Here is a 17,499-nt window from a genome sequence, read left to right as displayed (position 1 = left end):
CCTCACCCCTTACTTGCATCGAAACTGAATTCCCCAACGCCGACCTCTGACGTCCCCTTCTGCGCCTTCGACACTAGATATGCTGCCGTATCCCTGCACTTCCCCATCTTTGAGAGCGGCGTATCCCAAGGGACATTTCTTCTCGATGAGCTTCACCGCGTCCCTGCGATGCGGTGATCCCATCGGGCCGCCTCGATCTTCCTTAAACAGGTAGGTCACCACGCCGCCCTGCTCCGTTTCGTGGGTCAGCAGGACCGCTTGAGAACAGCCGACGCTGGCCATGAGCAGGGCCAACCAGATGACCTTCGTCCATGGCTTAACCAGGTACCGTAAACCCATAACGCTTCATGATCTCCTGTCCCTGAGGGCCCTTCATGAATTCAAGAAATTGTCGCGCGGTTTCTGGATGTTTGGACTGCTTCAAAATCACGGCGCCTTGTTCCAGCGGTGGATGCACCACTGCCGGAACCTCCCAGTAGGTCCCTCGCGTTTGCATCGTCGGCGCAAGTGCCAGGGACAGCGCGATAATCCCAATGTCGCAAGCGCCGGATTCAATGAATTGTGCCGCTTGCGAAATATTCTCTCCCAAAATCAGTTTGTCTTTAACCTGATCATAAACCTTGTACTGCTCCATCGCCGCCACTGCCGCTCTGCCATAGGGAGCATGTTTGGGATTAGCGATGGCGATCTTCTTGATCGTCGGGTCGCGCAAAACATCCAGCCCCTTGGAGAGATCGAGCGGCGATCCCTTGCCGGCCCATAAGACAATCCGCCCGACCGCATAGGGATAGAGCGATCCCGGCACAACAAGGCCTGCCTCTTCCAGCTTCTTGGGATAGCCGATGTCGGCGGAAAAATACAGATCGAACGGCGCGCCGTGTTGAATCTGCGCGTAGAAATTGCCCGAGGATCCGAGCGTCAGCTTCACATGGCTGCCGGTCGTCTTTTCGAATTCAGCCACGATTTCTTTGAAGGCAAAATTCAAGTCTGAGGCAGCCGCAATTCTCACCTCTTCACTGAAGCCCGCAGTGGGAAATCCCAGAGACAACGCGAGCACTCCGAGTAATACACCAGAAATCAGGCTATACGCGATGAACGATCTTTTAGGACTCACTGTCATCATCCCTCCCGCAGCAAGGCTGCGCCTTATTCAGAAATACAACTGATACTGGATCCGGATCAGGTTTTCGATCAAAGTCCCTCCTCGCAAATCGAGCGGGACCGTCCCGGACCCCGGCGGCAACGGCGCACTCCGGCCGATCGCATAGCCGCCCGTCCCCATCTGGATATTGCTGTAGGTGACCACAATCTGATTATCGTAGGTCCCGTTCAAGAACCAGTTGAGCGAGATATCCACCTGCTTCACCAGATCGTCCGCCGAGTGGGTGTCAGGATCCCAGTAGGCAAACCGCCCGGCCAATTCCAACTTCCTCGGAATCAGGTAATAGCCGGATTGCACATACCAGCCGAGGGTATTGCCGAACTGCCCAGGCGCCGTGACCGTGCAGGTCCCATTCATGCAGGGCAACCCCTTATCATGGCGGATCACATTCTTGAAATAAAACTCCCCCTGCAACGAGAAGCCCCGGTACTTGAAGACCGCGTCCGTCGCCCAGGTCGAATAGTCCACGAGGCCTAATCCGAGCTGCCGAGCATTGCCAAAAGCCGCTAACTGTCGACGAAAATTCAGGTTCGCCAGATCGATTCCCACATATCCGCTATTCGAACTGGTATTGATGGCGGGATTGAACGCATACCCTCCGCCGACGGCGAGCTGTGGCGATTCGGAATAGGCCAAATCCCCCTCGCCATAACCTGGCCGACCCATGATATTCCACATGAGACGACCGACATACATCAATTTATCCACATTCAAACGGACGTTGGCGTTTAAGTTTCGCTGGCTGGCCGGACATCCGGCCGGCGAAGGAAACGGATTTCCGCTGGTGGCCCCGCCCGGACAGTCCTCCGTCGGTTGCTCGCTCTGAAACGATCCCAACCGGTTGAAGCTCGGTCCGGCCCCGTTGAAGACACCGAAATAATAGTTCACGGGAAACAATTCTTCATCGTTCATGATCGTCAGTCCGATATCGCGGCGATCCAGTCCACTGGCCGTAAAGGCATCCTGCACTAAGGCCCGCTCCGCGAATTGCATCGAGGCGGTCGAGTTGATCTGAGAGCGGTTGAAATACATCTTGTACTGACCGAACTGCGCGTTGAGCCAGGGAATATGGGTTGAGGTAAAGTTCATATCCAGTAACGCGAGCGACCCGGGCGCCTGCGCATTTTCTGCGGTCTCCGCGCGTAGCTGAACAAAGTATTTGAAGTCCGGATTGAACAGATGCCCCATGAAGTACATCCGGACGCGCCGCAGATTAAAGCTTGACGCACTGTCCTCTGACCGGTTCGCCCGGTAGTCTCCGAACACACCCAGCAATTCAGGAAAATTCTTGGCATCTCCGGGATTCCGATAGGCCTCATTGCGCGCACGCTGGGTAAAACGAACCTGTGTGCGAAACCGCATTTTCAAGAGAAACGCATTGTCGTTCATGGAAAAGTTAAAGCCGCGATCGTACCAGGCCCTAAAACTCGGCTGGAGCAGATAGGCACGCTCCTGAGACTCTCTTGCGACCGCATCGTATTCTTCCCTGGTAATCGTGCCCTGTTTCACAGCACGCTCTAACAGCAGTTTGGTCGCCGGATCCATGCTCTCGACAAAAACATATTTCCCGTCCTTCTCCACCAATGTTCCCGCATCAGCAGCTGACACAGATTGTGGAGCAACCCAGGCGACGCAGACCAGGCACAGTGCAAATCCGATCATCCTTTCCCGTTCCGACTCAAGAATTGTCTGAACGGATGATCTCCACATGCATATAGCCGCCTGCCACAGACCACGACCCTTCATATCTCTCTCCACGAATACATCATGATGTCAAAATGCGCGACGCGAACGAATACCGTGCAACTGAGCGATTACGGCGATGCGGAGGTCTTCAGAAATTCTCGAAACTCCACTCCGCGCCGGTCGCTATGGAGATCCATACGATAGAAACGTCCCGGCTCAAAGTAGAGGAGGTAGCGCTTCTCCGGGGTCCAGGGCGTCGGATAGTTGGCATCGTAGGGATCCGATTTGGAGACCGGCTGCTGAACATGAAAGTAATCGACAGTCAACTGCAGCAGTGGCCCTCGAACGGCAACCCATCCGCCGGTCACATCACGTTGGTACCGCTGGTTCATGCCCGGCGCAAAGAGCTTAAAGTAGACCCGCTCTTCCGGCCCGACTTTCCGCAACGCATCGGCCAACTGCGGCGCCAATACCGACAACTCATCTTCCCTGAACAGCTTCTTCGGCGGCGCCTCTTCAGCAAACCACCGGAGCGGCAGTCGCTGTTCCTCACGAAGGGAAAACCCACGAAGGAGGGCTTCGACCTGCTGAGGAATGAGCTGAATTGGATGCGTATATCCTGCCCCCTCGACTTCCCGTTGCAGCGCGACGGATACCCGTTGATCCTCATAGACCATCGTCGTGACGTAAGGAATCCGCGCACAGCCCGGACCAAGCTCCAGCAGCAGAGCGGCAAACATCACTGTGGCCGACAGCCTCCTCACCTTCACGTCCAACATCACCAACCTCCCGCCTGTCCGATGACTCCTGAAGACAAATATCGCCCCGTTATTGTCCCGGTCCCGGCAATCCATACCCCAATCCTATAAGAATATTTTGCGCTTCCTGGGATTGGGAAAATGCAAGAAATTCCTCACACAGCGGACGATTGGGACAGTACCGTTCCATCGCCAGAGAATGGACAACCGGACGGACGGCCTGCTCAGGCGCGATGGCCACCACGCGGACTCGCTCGCGCTGTACATAAGCATCCGGGCCGAACATAATCCCCACGTCGGCCTGCCCCTGTAACACATGATCAAACACGGCACGGGCATCCGTGGCGATATCCAACCGATCCTTGAGGGCCTCTGCCATACCCAATGCCTTGAACAGTTCCTGCGTCTTTTCCCCGACTACGGTCAGCTTCGGATCTGCGACGGCCACTCGAATCAAAGAATCCTGAGCCAGGGCCTCAAACGAGTTAGGCGCGTCGACGAGTGATTCCGGCACCACCAATACCAAGGACACGGTCGCGTAGGGACGGCGTGATTCGGGCAGCACGTAATACTTTTGCGCCAATCGGGTGATCACCTCATCCCCGCCTGGCGCGACGATATGAATGGGGCCCGTGCCGATGAAATATTGTCCAGTGGGGTGATTCTCCATCGCGGCGATCGTGCGCCGCAGGTCCAGGCCCGATGCGAAATAGAGCCGCACCTTCACATTTGTGTGGGAGGCTTCAAACGCGCGCCCCAAGGCTTCCAGGGGAGCGGCCAGACCGGGCGAGGCAGCAATGACCAGCGATTCCATCGACCAGGCCGCGGTTGGCAAGCCGATGGTGAACAGCATCCAAGACAACAAGAGCCGGCACAGGCGCATCACCATCTCCGTGAAGTGAGGCTCACTCATGATCGAAGTGCACGTAGTTTCCCGGTTTCGCGCGTGTCGTATCCACCCAGCGCTTCAATTTCGTTCCTGAATGGCCGGCTCGTGATGGTCTCAAACAGATGGGCCAGCGTGGGATGAGACGTGAGGTATGCCTTCGGAACGACGAGGTCGTAGCGAGCCGCTTGCAGAGGCACAAAATCGAGACCGAAGAGTTGCGCCGCGGACCGGATCCCGACCCCGACGTCCGCCTGATGACTGGCGATGGCCCTGGCGACTTCGAAGTGAGACGACACCGTCTTGTCGTACCCGCGTACTTGAGTTGGATCGATCCCCGCTACACGTAGCCGTTGATCGAGCAAGAGCCTGGCCCCGGCCCCCTCTTCGCGATTCACGAGGAGAATCTGAGCGTCCGCCAAGTCCGATGCGGCGCGGATGGACTTGGGATTTCCAGAGCGAACGAGGAAGCCTTCCTCCCAGGTGGCAAACGTAACGACATCGTAGTGCGAGCCTTTCAGCACACGCCGGAGGTAGGGCAGATTTGATTCGCCGGTCTTCGGATCTAAGATGTGTAGCCCCGCGACATGCACCTCGCCCTGTTGCAAGGCCCGCAGCGCCGCCATGCTCCCCATGGTCCAGCCTACGACGGAGGTGAGGTCCTTCCCCTGCCGCAAATGCGCGCCAGCGAGAGAAATCGCGGGATCGCACCCGGCGACAGAAATCTCCTGTTCGATTGCCTGACGATCGCGCGACAAATTCACCCGCACCATGGCGCCCGACATCTGACCCTTTACATCGACCGCATACCCGTCAGCCGGCACACTATACGACAGCACTTCCCCCACTCCCGTGACCGGTCGTACGATGATGCGAGTTCCCACCCTGGCCACCTTCACACGAGTCGACGGGGTCTTCTCATCACGCTGGGGAAGATGGCCGATCAGTTTCCCTTCAATGACCTCCTGCGCCTCCGCAAGACTGAAGAGATCTTCCACGCGGCAGCCCAACGCAGCTGCCAGTCGAAGCGCAACCGCCGTAGTGGGCAGATAGAGATTCGATTCAATTGCGGACACAGCCTGCCTGGTGATCCCAGATTTTCCGGCAAGTTCACCCTGCGAAAAGCCATTGGAGACACGAATAGCTCTCAGATGATTCTGGAAATGTTCGATCGATTCCGCGCGATGTGCCTGGGTCATAGTATGCGACTGATAGCATGTATACTTACTGATAGCAAGTATACATGACATCATTTTAATCTATAGTAATACCTTGCCAAATGCATATGCGCTGATCAGTCCTCCGCATGTACGACCATGCCATCAATGGAGGCAATGAAACACCTTAATTGTTGACAATTTAGATTCACTTAGTTTATACATTTCATTTCAATCACGACCGGAATAATAGGAATTAAAATGCGGCTCACATCTACCCAGCGACATCATTGCCGGAAAACTCTCCTGCGCCTCCTCGCGCTCTTCGTCCTGACGTCGGCGGCTACTCCCTTTCAGTCGTTCGCGCTGGATTGGGTCCCGACAGATGAGGAGATCAAAAAATACCGCCAGAGCTGGAATCCCCTCTCTCACGGACCAGTTCTCCTCCAGGCTGTCGATACGCAACCGAAGGGGCAACTCTCTATCCGCGAATTCCTATTCTCACAAATCGGAGAGAGCAGCTTCGGGAATCGCCTGAGTGGTCCGACCGACAGCAACAACGGGCCAGTGCATCTCTATCAAGTATCACCTTCCATCAATACGGCCTATGGACTGACCAATCACATCGAACTAGGCGCCGCCATTTCCATGAATTCATTCTGGGCAAACCAGAATGGGCAGAAGACGAATTCAACTGGCTTCGGGGACACCTCTCTCATCGTGAAATACCGACCCATCATTCAAGATCCTGGAGGCTGGCGCCCTTCCGTGACCCATTACACGCAAGTCGTACTCCCCACCAGCCGTTGGACCGATGCAGAGAAGCCACCAGGGGGGTTCTCGCCGCTCGGACGACTGCCTAGTACGCGATTCGGGGAATATGGACTCACGCAAGGCCTGATGACGCGAAAAAACTTCGAACCGATTCGCATCAGCGCCGCCCTGTTCTACACCTATGCTGCGCCAGGAGAGAGCGGTGGCCGAAACACCTATACGGGCGACATCGTCAATACACGACTGATCTTCGAACACATCCTGGATGACAAGAACGGATTCGGCTACAACATCGAAGTCAGCACCCTACACGGACTTACCTGGCGCGCAGATGGACATGCGGTCAACGCAGGGCAGAAAAATGGCTTTACGATTGTCGGCGTGGAACCGGCGCTGCAATGGAACTTTTCGCAAAACTGGCTGGTTGCCGTCGGTTGCCAGTTTACGGTGGCAGGCCAGAACGCCATCAACGCCATCTATCCGAATCTGTCCGTCTTCTGGTTCTGGGATAAGAGCGGAAAAATCGTCATGCGATAAGATCAAGAACGGGGGCACCAACGGCCGTTACTTGGAGTGGCTACTCGCGCTGTGCTAGGCTGCGTCATGCCTGCCAGTTGGCTCAGTCGCCTGTCCATCAGCCAAAAACTTGCCCTTTCCTTTGGCCTGATCGTGATCGTATTGATCGGCAGCTTCTCCGCGACCCTCGTCTATCTCTCCCGCGTGAACAGTTACGTCGACCGGCATCAGCGGATCACGATCCCGGGCGTCGTCACGGCATCGGAAATGCGCCGCAACCTCTTCGACATGCAGACCCGCATGCACCATCTCCTTGAACATCAAGAGGCTGCGGACCGAATCGGCAGCCTCGCGGCTATCGCCACCATCGAACACCGAATACTCACGGCATTGGATACCTACCAAGCCACCCATGCCGCCCGCACCCATCCCGTCTTATATGGCATGTTGCAACAACATGGGCGCGGAGACCTGGCCGACGAAGAAAGCCGCACGATCGTCGCCATCGCCGACGGTATGAGCGCCCTCCGTGCTCAACGGGAAGACATCGAGACCGCCAGCCGCCAGAGCACAAAGAGCCTGTCGGTCTCAGAGCCCCTCTATACGCAGACCGCGGCTAAGGCCGAAGATGCGATCGCCTCGCTCATTGGAATTCACCGCAAAATCGATGCGGAGATGAAAGTCGAGGGGGATCGTCTCGTCGAGCAGGCACGGCTCATTCTCATCAGTGTCGTCGGCCTGCTCGGGCTTCTCGTCCTGACGATCTACCTCATGATGAAGCAGCTCGTGGCCAACCCTCTCAAACGCTTAGCCGCCACGGCAGATCGCGTCGCCCACCACGACCTCACGGCGCAATTCGAGTCCTGGCCCACGCGGGATGAGGTCGGCATCCTGGCAAACTCCCTAACAGCCATGTTGGCGAATCTTCGCGAGCGAGGCACAGCCCTGACACGCAAGACCAAGGAACTTGAAGCCTTCACTTATTCTATTGCCCACGATCTCAAAGGGCCTCTCCGCGAAATCGAAGGTTTCTCCTCGCTCTTGGAGAAGCGTTTTCAAGACACACCCGACCCACAAGTCCAACACCACATCGACGTGATCCGTCGATCCGCCCTCCGCCTCACACACATGATCGATGCCCTGCTCAAATATTCACGTTTGGAGCAGCAAGACCTCCCGCGCACTCGCTTCAACGTACGGGAGATGATCAACAGCCTACTCATCGACCGACAAAACCAACTCGCCGGCATATCACCTCAGATCACCGTCAATCTTTCCTTCACCGACTTGTATGGCGAGCCGGTCAGCATCCGGCAGGCCCTGGTCAATCTCCTCGACAATGCCATCAAGTTCTCTCGCCATGCTCCAGCTCCGACTATCCGCATCGGGGGAGAACAGACGACGACCGAGCATAGGCTCTGGATACAGGACAATGGCATCGGCTTCGACATCGACCAGACAGAGAAACTCTTCGGTCTCTTCGAACGGTCACACCATGCCCAGGAGTATGAAGGCACCGGCGTCGGTCTGGCCATTGTGAAAATGGTCATGGAGAAACATGGGGGCCGTGCCTGGGCCGAATCATCACCCGGCACAGGCAGTACATTTTTTCTCGCATTTCCGAATGGCCAAGAAGCTGTCAGCCTTCAGCGCTCGGCTTTGCCACTGGAAAAAGTCCATACACTGACGGCTGACAGCTGATGGCTGAGAGTTAAACCCATGCACATACTCATCATCGACGACGAAGAATACGTTCGGTTGGTACTGGAGAAGGCACTCCGAGAGGAAGGCTGTGAGGTGACCGCCGTCACCCATGGGACAGCCGGTATCGAGGCGCTCCAGAACAATACCTTCGACTGCGTCATCACCGACCTCCGTATGCCGGGCCTCGACGGTCGAGCGGTCTTGACGTGGGTCCGCGAGCATCAGTCCGACGTGGATGTCCTCATGCTGACCGGCCATGGCGACGTCAAAGACGCAGTTGAGGCGATCAAACAGGGGGCCTGGGATTTCTTAGTCAAGGACACGCCCTTCGACGCCGCAGCAGTCAACGCCGCATTGGCCAGGCTGAAGACCGTACGCACTCTACGCAAAGAGAACCTGGCTGCCCGCCATGGAGGCTTCACACGCGATGTCATCATCGAAGGGCCGAGCCAGGCCTGGCAGAAGCTCAAGTCCCAGATCGCGCAGGTGGCTCCATCCAACGCAACCGTGCTCATTCAGGGAGAAACCGGGTCGGGCAAAGAAATCGCGGCGCGGCTACTCCACGACTTGAGTCGGCGCGCCAGCGGACCCTTCATCGCCATCAACTGCGGCGCCGTCAGCCGTGACCTGTTGGAGAGCGAACTCTTCGGCCATGAAAAAGGCTCGTTTACCGGCGCGAACGCGGCAAAGCCAGGGCTCATTGCCGCCGCCGAAGGAGGCACACTCTTTTTGGATGAACTGGGCGAGATGCCCGGCCCGATGCAAGTGAGCCTGTTACGCTTCCTAGATCGTGGCGAATACCGCCCCGTCGGCAGTACTCGTACGCTCCAGGCCAATGTCCGTGTGGTCGGAGCCACGAACCAGGACATCCAGGAACTCGTGCACCAAGGCCGATTCCGGGACGACCTGCTCTACCGCATCAACACCGTCACGCTCCGCGTCCCTCCACTCCGCGAACGGAAGGAGGATCTACCACAACTTGCCGAGCACATCCTCTCGACACTGCGCATCCCGGGAACTACGACACGGACACTCTCGCCAGAGGCCATACAGACGCTGACTACCTACAGTTGGCCCGGCAACATACGTGAGCTCCGCAATGTGATTGAGGGTATCGTGCTGATGAGCCAGGGAACGGGCCCAATCGGTCAAGAAGACGTGCTCGCGCTGTTGCCGAAAACCAGAAACAGGCTGCAGTCGGGAGATCAATTGCACTTATCCCTGGACGAGATCGAACGCCTCCATATCCAACGCGTCCTCGAAGCCAGCGCCGGCAACAAGACCCAGGCGGCCAAGACCCTTCACATCGATTACAAGACCCTCCTCGCCAAGCTAAAAAAGTACGACATGGGCACCTAAGATGCATCCGGCTTGGACGCATCGGCGGATGCCGGCCTGAATCTCCGAAGGATTGAAAATATGTCTCGATCATGAAGCGCGGAGGCTGACCAACTGCCTTCATCGAGCAGGTCTTGTCTTCGAGCCTGCGAACCAACCGAGTCGGCACGGCCTCGCTGGTCCACAATTTACAAGCATGCACCATGTGTTTGCCGGCATGTGCTGCAGCGCTGGGGCAGTCTGAGCGAGCAATGAAGTAATCGCGCGGACCACAGCGGTTTCACTTCTGTGCCCCTGCTCCGGATGTCCAGAGCAGGGCTACGCAAAGCATCGCGGCAAATATCCTGGTGACAGTCATGACCGCCTCCTTTATAAGGAAGCACGGGTGAGCAACCCAATCGTCGGCTTAGAACTTTGGCACAGCGCGTGGTTCTGGTATGGTTACCGAGGGGGGTGCCATAGCTGGGGTAGCCCAGGACTGGCCCGGATAGGTTTCCTTCAGAGCCTGCGCGACGGCATCCGGCACCGGAATGTCCTTACGACTGTGCTCGGTAATCTCGTCGTAGCGAGCCTGGGTCGTCTCGATTGGCATTTGACGGTTGTATTCGTTGGTAATTTCCTCTGAGATCTTTCCCACCGCGGCACTCAAGGCCCGGCGCAAGTCCCTGCCGCTGATATCGAAGGTTTTGCCGAGGTATGACTCCGCGACGCGGCGGGCGATCGGTTCGGCGTGTTGATAGTAATATTCCGAAATCTGGCGGTGCCCCTCTTCGTGTTCCACGGTCCACTTCTGCGGATTGTTCGGCAGCCAGATCGTCATATTGAGCTGCAGCGTCACTTTGATCCGGTTGACCGTCCCCTTCGCATGCGTCGCATCCGTCTGCATCGCCTGCGCACCGACCGAAGCATCAGAGAGAAAATCGCCCGCGCAAACTGCTTCCTCAGGCCCCTCCAGCGGCGGCCTTTCGCGTGGCGGCCGCTTCGGGTCAAAGTACCGCGTCCCGACTTGGGCTGGCATCTTCACAATATCGACCTGCGGCTGATCCGCCTGAACAGACGGAGGCATGGGAATCAGCAGGAACATGAACACGATCCACCAGCGCATAAACAGGCCCTCCCCAATGGTCGAACAGCAGCACGTCTCACTATCACAAAGCGGGCTTCACCCCCTGCTGCTTCGCCTTTTCCACTTCCCGGTTAGCCGCCTTGGCTTGCTGTTCTTGAATCCAGGCTTCTGTCGCGGGGAAGAACGTCCTAGCGAGAGGCCCATGCATCAGCTTGATCTCCAGCGTATCCGCGACTCCAGGCTTGGACAACGCGTTGATCTTCGCTTCGAGATGCACGATCCCGTAGCAGGGATCACGCTGTCCCGCTGGTGTATTGAACGTCCCGTTGTTCGGACTGTAGGAGTTACAGCCCCGGGCGAGCATCGCATTGGCTTCTCCAGTCAACGCGCGGCCCTGTTCGTCGAACAGCCAGCGGACCACCCGTGGGTGACCGGCTCCATCCAGTTCCTTCCAGATTTCTGGGCCATACTTTTCCCGTAACGATGTCAGGATGGTGGCGCTGGCAGGGCGCGCCTGTTCAGGAAATTGCGAGGTCCGGAAGACCTGCCACACCACCTGCGAATGAGGCGGCGTCGCGATACTGACCCTCAACGATTCTCCCGACATGCTTCCCATCATGGCCTTGCTGCCAGCGAGTTCATGCAACAGCGGCTTCTCCAGAATATTCGAAGGGTTCGTCTCAGCCGCGTGGATCGCCAGGCCGAGCTCCTTCATCCGTTGCACCGCATCTTTGACCGGCATACCGAGGGCGATGCCCAAGGTATCGGGCAGTTTCGGTTCTGCCGCATTCCCAACGCCGCCACCCAGAAAGAGCAACCACGCGAGCGCTAGAATCACAATATTCACCATCACCTCCTTGTCCATGAAATCGATCGAGGACGCCTCGCTTAGAGTTTGGGCTTATTTTTCTGTGCACCTTCTTTTTCTTTCGCATCCTTCGCCTTGACGGCATTGACCAACAACTGATGCGTCGCCCCGGTGGCTTGTTCGTCCAGCGGGCCATCGCCCATGAGCACGACGAGCGCCCCGACGAGATCCGGCCCCGCCAAGATGTTCTGGCGCTGGCAGCATCGCTGGAGCCTGGCCTGGACCATCCGGCGTGTCTCACAGACATCTCCCTGGCCGATGGAAAAACGCGACTCGAGGAGCATCGCCACTCCAGACGGTTGTATTTGCGCAGCGTCGGCCGAACGATACGGTATGCCCGTAAACGAGTTACTTGTCGTGCATAGCTGACCGGTCTCATCTTTCATCCGGCTGCCATCGGCATCGTCCAGCCAGTTGATGATACGGAGATTGGTATCGTTAAATTGATTGGGACCATTGTCATAACTGGGCTGGCCGTATTTCTTGATCAAACCTTCGACGAGCGCCTGCTGGGTCGGCGCCGTCTCCTTTGTGAAGGTCAGGGTGCGGGCGAGTTTGGAGACGACAATGGGATTGGGCGGCATGGTCAATTGGAAGATAAACCGTTCCTCCGGGCTCGTGAACGTGAGGCCGTAGAGCAGTTCGCCACCCAGCACATCATATTTAATCGTGTCCTTTTTCATCTGCAGCTTGGGATTGTGCGCCTTGAGCGTCTGCATGGCTTCCTTGAGCGGCATGCCGAGCTTCATTCCGGCGATGTCATACTTACCGGCTGCGGTGGCGAGCTTCGCCGTCTCCTCCGGCGTGCCGGTGTTCGGCGGAGGCCCGGACGGCTGAGGCGGCGGCGTGCCCAGCAAATCGGCGCCCGATTGGAATTGATCGGCAGCCGAAGCCGGCTGCATCCATCCAAGAACCAACGCAACACCGACAATTGCCGCACCCACTACTGAAATCCTCAGAGGCATAATAGTCTCCCGGTAAAAGGTGAACCGCGCTGAAATGTCAGTCACTTGTCCTTCCCTACTCGTACGGCGAGCTTCAACGTGCGGGTGGGACCACTCGCACATTCGCCGGCTGTTGCATTCTATCGGCATGGCCGGAATTGGCGAGCGTGATCCAATCCTTGATGCATCGGTTTGTGTACTCGTATTGTTCCGCGCGCGTGTAGACCGTGACGGTGCCCGCCGATAAGATGGCAGCCTCCACCATACTGGTGCCTGGCACGACGCACATGATCGCTTCTTCCTCGGTGCCCTGGTGCGGCGCGTTGCCGCTGACTGTCAGGGTCCAGCCGATCAGCTCCACCGAGCCTCTCACGTTCAGGTTGTGCAGGAGATGTTTCAACTCCGGACCAAGGAGCTTCTGCAGTTCCGCACGCACCGCAGGCTGACGTAGAAACGCATCGGTGTCGTCACTCCCGGCCCACTTGGCGATCTCGGCACGCGCGGTACCTTCATCACTCTGCGCAACCCCAGCACTCGGGAAGACACCCACCATGCCAATCGCTACAATCAATGCGAGAGATCGGAAAGCCATCATATTAAGATCCCAGTCCTACCTTTCAACTCACCTGTACCGTGGTACCTACGGCTCCCCCAAAACTGCATGCCTTAATTTCGTCGTCATCCGCGGATGCCGATGAAGCCACAATCGTTTATCCCCGTGCAGAAAACTTTGGGCGCGAGAATCAAGGCCTGAGCGGGGCGCCCTTCTGGATACCCGATCAGTCCGCTGATATATTTCATCAAATCCTCGAAAGTCCACGATCTCTCCGGTGACATTTGAGCCATCAGTGCCACAGGCAAGATGGCGAACGTGTTTCTGGGATGATGGGACACCGGGGTGATGCGGTCCTGTGGCGCGACCCGGAGATCCAGCACATTTCGACCGAGGTTTCCCCGTATGATCGTCAGCCGGGCGAATACACCGGGCGCGATTTCGGACCAGGACGAAGGGGGATCATTCGGTCCGCCGGTGAGCGTTCGCGGCAATCCATCTCTTGGGCGACCGTAGAGGAGTTCAGGCATCCGCTCTGCAGCCAGCGTCTTATTGGCGAGGATCTTTCGAGCTCGTTGCAGCTCGATCACAGTCTCCCCAACGGGGCCCATCCGGCTCAGCATGGTTTCATAGCGGGGCAGTTTCCCCAACGTAGCCGCCTTGCTGTATATCTCTCGGATTTGCTCCAGATAATCCCCTTGCAATGAACTCTCGTATTCCGGAATAAGCTGATGGACCAGCTCTTGCTCACGAGACCTCCAATGTTTGAGCGGCACGCCGCCTTGGATACGCCAAGCCATCGCGTGGAGCCCAAAAGGCGGTATACCCTGCTGCGTTCCGCGATGGTACAGCTCGCTGATCACCTCGGCCTGCCGTCCCTGCAGGCGGGCCAACTTGTATGCCAGACCACGGCCAGGGTAGTGCAACGACCACCTCGTACAATGTCCGATTACATCGAGCGTGTAGTCGCCGGGCTCGAGCGGCTGGTTCATGGTTTCTGGAGTGAACTCCAGCTTCTTGGGATGGAAGTTGTCGATGGGGACGGTCGTCGGCGGAAAGGCGGTGCGGTGATCGAGCCGCAACGGCGCCCCGACCTCGATGGCCTGACCGAGTTGACGCACGACTTCATTTTCCACTTCCTTAAGCCCGGCCTGCTTGAGTGCCTGGCTGAGTTGATCGGTGGGGCTCTGTTTTCTGGCGGCCATCGCATCCGTCGAGAACGCGGCCGTCAAGATCGACGCAAATACGAGCGTCACTTTGAAGATTTGCTTCATGTCACACTTCCCTTCGCGGTTTCGCCGCCTATCATCGGACAGCCTTGCCTCTGGATAGTGGCGTTGCCTCAGAACTTCATCCCGCCGCGCTTTCCTTCTTCCTCTCCTCGTTTCTCATTCAATTTATCCACCGCAGCCATCAAGTGAGTATGCGCTGCCGTGATGCCGCTCCCCTCTAATTGTCGATTGAAGGCGCCCATGGTCATGCTACTCATCAAATCCGCCGTCGAACCTGCCGGAGTGGCATGTGTATAGTAGACGTCCAACACCGAATGCGCGTGACAAACCCCGCCCGGGGAGCCATAGCCACCCGTTCCATAGTAGTACGTGCCTTTCAATTGTTGATCGAAGTACGAGTTGGAGAACTGACTGTTGTGGTCGGGACGATTGCCGCCGGCGGCATCTCCTCCGAGTTTCACGGACCAGGTCTGAGAGCACAGGTTGTAGATATCCATGGCCTTGGCGCCCATCACCTGTTGCCCTTGGACATCGTAGATCCAAATGAGCCGATTGGCACCCACTTGCTTAGCACTTTCGGGACCATACTTTTTTCTCAATCCGGCCAATGTATTGTCGACAGTCGGCCGGCTGTCTTCCCTGCCAAACCCGAGATTGCGTGAGAGGCCCCAAAGAAACGCTTCGTTCGGCGCATAGGTGATGAAGAGGGTGAAATCATCTCCGCTCACGGCGCTAGGACCACCAGGGTTCGGTGCGAGGAGAATCGGGGTCATGACCAGGCCGGGCAGCGCCTCATACTCACGCAAAGTAATAGGCTGCACCTTGAAATTCGCGTCGTGCGCCTTCAACGCTTCCACAGCTTCCTTAACCGGTATGCCGAGCTTGATGCCCACGACATCCAGGAACCCGGCTTTAGCGGCAATTTTCGCCGTGCCTTCCGGAGTGCCGAAGTCCGGAGAAGGTAGTGGTTTTTCGTTGGGATACGAGCTGACACTTCTTCCTGGTTGCTCCCGCGGTTGCTGCTTATTCTGTGAGGACTGTTGAGCCTGAGGCTGCTGTTGTGGGGCTTGCGATTGGCGCGGTTGACCAGTTTGTTGCTGCTGTTGCTGGCGTTGCCGTTGTTGTGCCGCCTGCTCAGCGGCCTTCTTCAGCTTCTCGAGAAAGTCTTCTCCTGTCGAGACGCTTGGAGCTCCCCAGGTAGACACCAGCATGATCAGTGCCCATGCTGCGGCCTTCAGGACGGTCCTCTTCTTCATGATGGGTCTCCTTCGTTGAAAGTCCGGCTTCATGTGCGTGCATCAGAACTTTGGCACCTCGCGTTTCTCGGCGTCTCCCTTCCGCTTGTCCGCGAGCTTGGTCGCCTCACGCATCAACAGCGTATGCGAGGCTGTCACACCGCTCACCTCTAACTGACGATTGGAGGCACTGACCATCACGGATCGGCCCGTATACTCAGCCTGCACAAGCGAGTATGACTGGCAGAGTCCGTTGAAAGAGTCTTTCCCGTAACTCGAATTGAAGTACCCTCCCACGATCTGCCGATTGAAATAGCCCGCATGCAGTTGCGCCTGTTGGCCCAGGCCCACCATCCAGACAGACACGCATTTCGTGAGGATCTCGTCGGCCTTGGCTTTCATCACTTGCTGCCCCTGGGCATCGTACATCCAAATGAGTCTGTTGCTGACATCCTTCACGCTCTCCTGACCATACTTCTTTCTGAGTCCAGCCTGAACGGTTTCGATGGTCGGCCGGCTCTCTTCCTTCTCGTACGATACTTCACGCCACATGCCCCAGACGAAGGGCTCGCTCGGCGCCATCGTAACGAGTAAGCCGACATACTCCTTCTCCTGACTCGAAGGCGTGTTCGTGTTTTTCTTGGAGGTGAGTAACGGATTCATGGCCACGCCGGGTAGCGCCTCGTACGGTGGTATGGTCACGGGTTCCATGACAAAGTTTGAGTTATGAGCTCTTAGCGCATCTAGCGCGGCTTTGAGCGGCATGCCGAGCTTGACCCCGACGACATCCACGAATCCGGCCTTCGCCGCGATCTTCGCCGTCGCTTCCGGCGTCCCGAAGTCGGCCGTCTGGAGCTGCGTTTCGGTAGGAAATTGCTGGAGTTCGTTAGGCCGCATCTGTACGCCCGGCTGCGCCTGAGCCGCCGGCTGAGGCGTGCTCGCAGCGGCCGTCGCAGGCGCGGGAGCGCCGGCGCACAGCACTTCCCACTGCGCCGCAAGATTGGGGCTCCCGCCACCCCATCCTGTAATTTCTCCTGACGGATGGATCGCCACCCCCGTCTCATCCCATTTCGTGTGGGGGAATTGGCGATTCGTCGTGGTAAATTTCGGTCGTCCCTTTCCTGGCCCGTCTTCCCACACACCTATATAGATGTAGGTGTTGCCATCGATCGGAGTCATGCGTCCAGCCACACAGTCCGCGCTGGCACGATAGAGCCCCCTAAAGCCGACCCAGCCGGATCGGACTTGTTCTTTCACGCACAGTTTGTCCATCGGTTTGTACGTGGCGCACCATTTGGCGGCGTCTTCGGGGGAGACCTTGGCTTCTGCAGTGGCATTGGCGGTACCGATACCGGATTTGGTGGTGACGCGAGGATTGAGACACTTGGGCATCGTACAGATGGGCATGATATCGCCACCGGCATTGTCCGCCGCGATGACGGGGGCTGTAACGGGAGTCCCGAACTCGGCAAGGAAAATGGACGCCACACCGATACATGCCGTGAGCCAACGAGGTCGCATAGCAAGTCTCCTTGTGAACGGTGAATGTGCTGTCCGATGAAGAGTCGTAGAAATCTCCGTCTACTTGATCACTCTCCTTGGTTCGAGCTCTTACTCCTT

At 57.3% G+C, this 17,499-nt stretch carries 16 protein-coding genes; 3 read left to right on the top strand and 13 right to left on the bottom strand.

What is annotated here, in order from left to right; genetic code table 11:
* Positions 1–9 precede the first annotated feature (9 nt).
* The 6 genes from Q8N00_12410 to Q8N00_12385 form a co-directional block, all read right to left on the bottom strand.
* Entirely contained in the window at positions 10–339 is a 330-nt protein-coding gene (locus Q8N00_12410; protein MDP2383597.1) for a hypothetical protein, read from the bottom strand.
* Positions 317–1,114: a molybdate ABC transporter substrate-binding protein gene (gene modA, locus Q8N00_12405; protein MDP2383596.1), complete on the bottom strand. Its 798-nt coding sequence runs from the start codon at positions 1,112–1,114 to the stop codon at positions 317–319. The genes Q8N00_12410 and modA (Q8N00_12405) overlap by 23 nt, the downstream gene beginning before the upstream one ends.
* A gap of 36 nt (positions 1,115–1,150) precedes the next feature.
* A complete protein-coding gene (locus Q8N00_12400; GenBank protein MDP2383595.1) occupies positions 1,151–2,824 on the bottom strand; it encodes a hypothetical protein in 1,674 nt (557 codons plus the stop codon).
* A gap of 152 nt (positions 2,825–2,976) precedes the next feature.
* Positions 2,977–3,627 carry a hypothetical protein gene (locus Q8N00_12395; protein MDP2383594.1) on the bottom strand — a complete coding sequence of 217 codons (651 nt, stop codon included), beginning with the start codon at positions 3,625–3,627 and terminating at the stop codon, positions 2,977–2,979.
* A 49-nt stretch (positions 3,628–3,676) separates the two neighbouring features.
* The gene (gene modA, locus Q8N00_12390; protein ID MDP2383593.1) at positions 3,677–4,519 is read right to left on the bottom strand and encodes a molybdate ABC transporter substrate-binding protein; all 843 of its coding nucleotides are present in this window, start codon (positions 4,517–4,519) and stop codon (positions 3,677–3,679) included.
* Positions 4,516–5,691: a substrate-binding domain-containing protein gene (locus Q8N00_12385; protein MDP2383592.1), complete on the bottom strand. Its 1,176-nt coding sequence runs from the start codon at positions 5,689–5,691 to the stop codon at positions 4,516–4,518. Before Q8N00_12385 ends, modA (Q8N00_12390) begins: the two co-directional genes overlap by 4 nt.
* Positions 5,692–5,910: 219 nt before the next feature.
* On the opposite strand from Q8N00_12385, the gene Q8N00_12380 reads away from it, so the two are divergent.
* The 3 genes from Q8N00_12380 to Q8N00_12370 all read left to right on the top strand — a co-directional run bounded on the left by Q8N00_12380 (position 5,911) and on the right by Q8N00_12370 (position 10,002).
* The gene (locus tag Q8N00_12380; GenBank protein ID MDP2383591.1) at positions 5,911–6,960 is read left to right on the top strand and encodes a hypothetical protein; all 1,050 of its coding nucleotides are present in this window, start codon (positions 5,911–5,913) and stop codon (positions 6,958–6,960) included.
* A gap of 66 nt (positions 6,961–7,026) precedes the next feature.
* Positions 7,027–8,640, top strand: a complete 1,614-nt coding sequence (locus Q8N00_12375) for an ATP-binding protein (GenBank protein ID MDP2383590.1) — start codon at positions 7,027–7,029, stop codon at positions 8,638–8,640.
* Positions 8,641–8,658: 18 nt separating this feature from the next.
* Positions 8,659–10,002 carry a sigma-54 dependent transcriptional regulator gene (locus Q8N00_12370; GenBank protein MDP2383589.1) on the top strand — a complete coding sequence of 448 codons (1,344 nt, stop codon included), beginning with the start codon at positions 8,659–8,661 and terminating at the stop codon, positions 10,000–10,002.
* A gap of 385 nt (positions 10,003–10,387) precedes the next feature.
* Here Q8N00_12370 and Q8N00_12365 read toward each other — a convergent pair whose 3' ends face one another.
* From Q8N00_12365 to Q8N00_12335, 7 genes are all read right to left on the bottom strand, one after another.
* The gene (locus Q8N00_12365; protein ID MDP2383588.1) at positions 10,388–11,086 is read right to left on the bottom strand and encodes a hypothetical protein; all 699 of its coding nucleotides are present in this window, start codon (positions 11,084–11,086) and stop codon (positions 10,388–10,390) included.
* A gap of 43 nt (positions 11,087–11,129) precedes the next feature.
* A complete protein-coding gene (locus Q8N00_12360) occupies positions 11,130–11,897 on the bottom strand; it encodes a hypothetical protein (GenBank protein ID MDP2383587.1) in 768 nt (255 codons plus the stop codon).
* 38 nt (positions 11,898–11,935) lie between these two features.
* Positions 11,936–12,880: a hypothetical protein gene (locus Q8N00_12355; protein MDP2383586.1), complete on the bottom strand. Its 945-nt coding sequence runs from the start codon at positions 12,878–12,880 to the stop codon at positions 11,936–11,938.
* Positions 12,881–12,953: 73 nt separating this feature from the next.
* Positions 12,954–13,454, bottom strand: coding sequence for a hypothetical protein (locus Q8N00_12350; protein ID MDP2383585.1), 501 nt, complete (start codon positions 13,452–13,454; stop codon positions 12,954–12,956).
* An 83-nt stretch (positions 13,455–13,537) separates the two neighbouring features.
* The gene (locus tag Q8N00_12345) at positions 13,538–14,686 is read right to left on the bottom strand and encodes a hypothetical protein (protein ID MDP2383584.1); all 1,149 of its coding nucleotides are present in this window, start codon (positions 14,684–14,686) and stop codon (positions 13,538–13,540) included.
* Positions 14,687–14,754: 68 nt separating this feature from the next.
* The gene (locus Q8N00_12340) at positions 14,755–15,900 is read right to left on the bottom strand and encodes a hypothetical protein (GenBank protein ID MDP2383583.1); all 1,146 of its coding nucleotides are present in this window, start codon (positions 15,898–15,900) and stop codon (positions 14,755–14,757) included.
* A 42-nt stretch (positions 15,901–15,942) separates the two neighbouring features.
* Entirely contained in the window at positions 15,943–17,400 is a 1,458-nt protein-coding gene (locus Q8N00_12335) for a hypothetical protein (protein MDP2383582.1), read from the bottom strand.
* Positions 17,401–17,499 lie beyond the last annotated feature (99 nt).

The organism is Nitrospirota bacterium (genome assembly GCA_030684575.1).
Taxonomy (GTDB): Bacteria; Nitrospirota; Nitrospiria; order Nitrospirales; family Nitrospiraceae; genus Palsa-1315.
This window is presented reverse-complemented; position numbering and strand designations above follow the sequence as displayed.

Coding starts and splice junctions, on each gene's coding strand:
- Q8N00_12410 (MDP2383597.1), bottom strand. CDS start 339: ATGGGTTTACGGTACCTGGTTAAGCCATGGACGAAGGTCATCTGGTTG.
- Q8N00_12400 (MDP2383595.1), bottom strand. CDS start 2,824: ATGATCGGATTTGCACTGTGCCTGGTCTGCGTCGCCTGGGTTGCTCCA.
- Q8N00_12395 (MDP2383594.1), bottom strand. CDS start 3,627: ATGTTGGACGTGAAGGTGAGGAGGCTGTCGGCCACAGTGATGTTTGCC.
- modA (MDP2383593.1), bottom strand. CDS start 4,519: ATGAGTGAGCCTCACTTCACGGAGATGGTGATGCGCCTGTGCCGGCTC.
- Q8N00_12385 (MDP2383592.1), bottom strand. CDS start 5,691: ATGACCCAGGCACATCGCGCGGAATCGATCGAACATTTCCAGAATCAT.
- Q8N00_12380 (MDP2383591.1), top strand. CDS start 5,911: ATGCGGCTCACATCTACCCAGCGACATCATTGCCGGAAAACTCTCCTG.
- Q8N00_12375 (MDP2383590.1), top strand. CDS start 7,027: ATGCCTGCCAGTTGGCTCAGTCGCCTGTCCATCAGCCAAAAACTTGCC.
- Q8N00_12370 (MDP2383589.1), top strand. CDS start 8,659: ATGCACATACTCATCATCGACGACGAAGAATACGTTCGGTTGGTACTG.
- Q8N00_12365 (MDP2383588.1), bottom strand. CDS start 11,086: ATGCGCTGGTGGATCGTGTTCATGTTCCTGCTGATTCCCATGCCTCCG.
- Q8N00_12360 (MDP2383587.1), bottom strand. CDS start 11,897: ATGGTGAATATTGTGATTCTAGCGCTCGCGTGGTTGCTCTTTCTGGGT.
- Q8N00_12355 (MDP2383586.1), bottom strand. CDS start 12,880: ATGCCTCTGAGGATTTCAGTAGTGGGTGCGGCAATTGTCGGTGTTGCG.
- Q8N00_12350 (MDP2383585.1), bottom strand. CDS start 13,454: ATGATGGCTTTCCGATCTCTCGCATTGATTGTAGCGATTGGCATGGTG.
- Q8N00_12345 (MDP2383584.1), bottom strand. CDS start 14,686: ATGAAGCAAATCTTCAAAGTGACGCTCGTATTTGCGTCGATCTTGACG.
- Q8N00_12340 (MDP2383583.1), bottom strand. CDS start 15,900: ATGAAGAAGAGGACCGTCCTGAAGGCCGCAGCATGGGCACTGATCATG.
- Q8N00_12335 (MDP2383582.1), bottom strand. CDS start 17,400: ATGCGACCTCGTTGGCTCACGGCATGTATCGGTGTGGCGTCCATTTTC.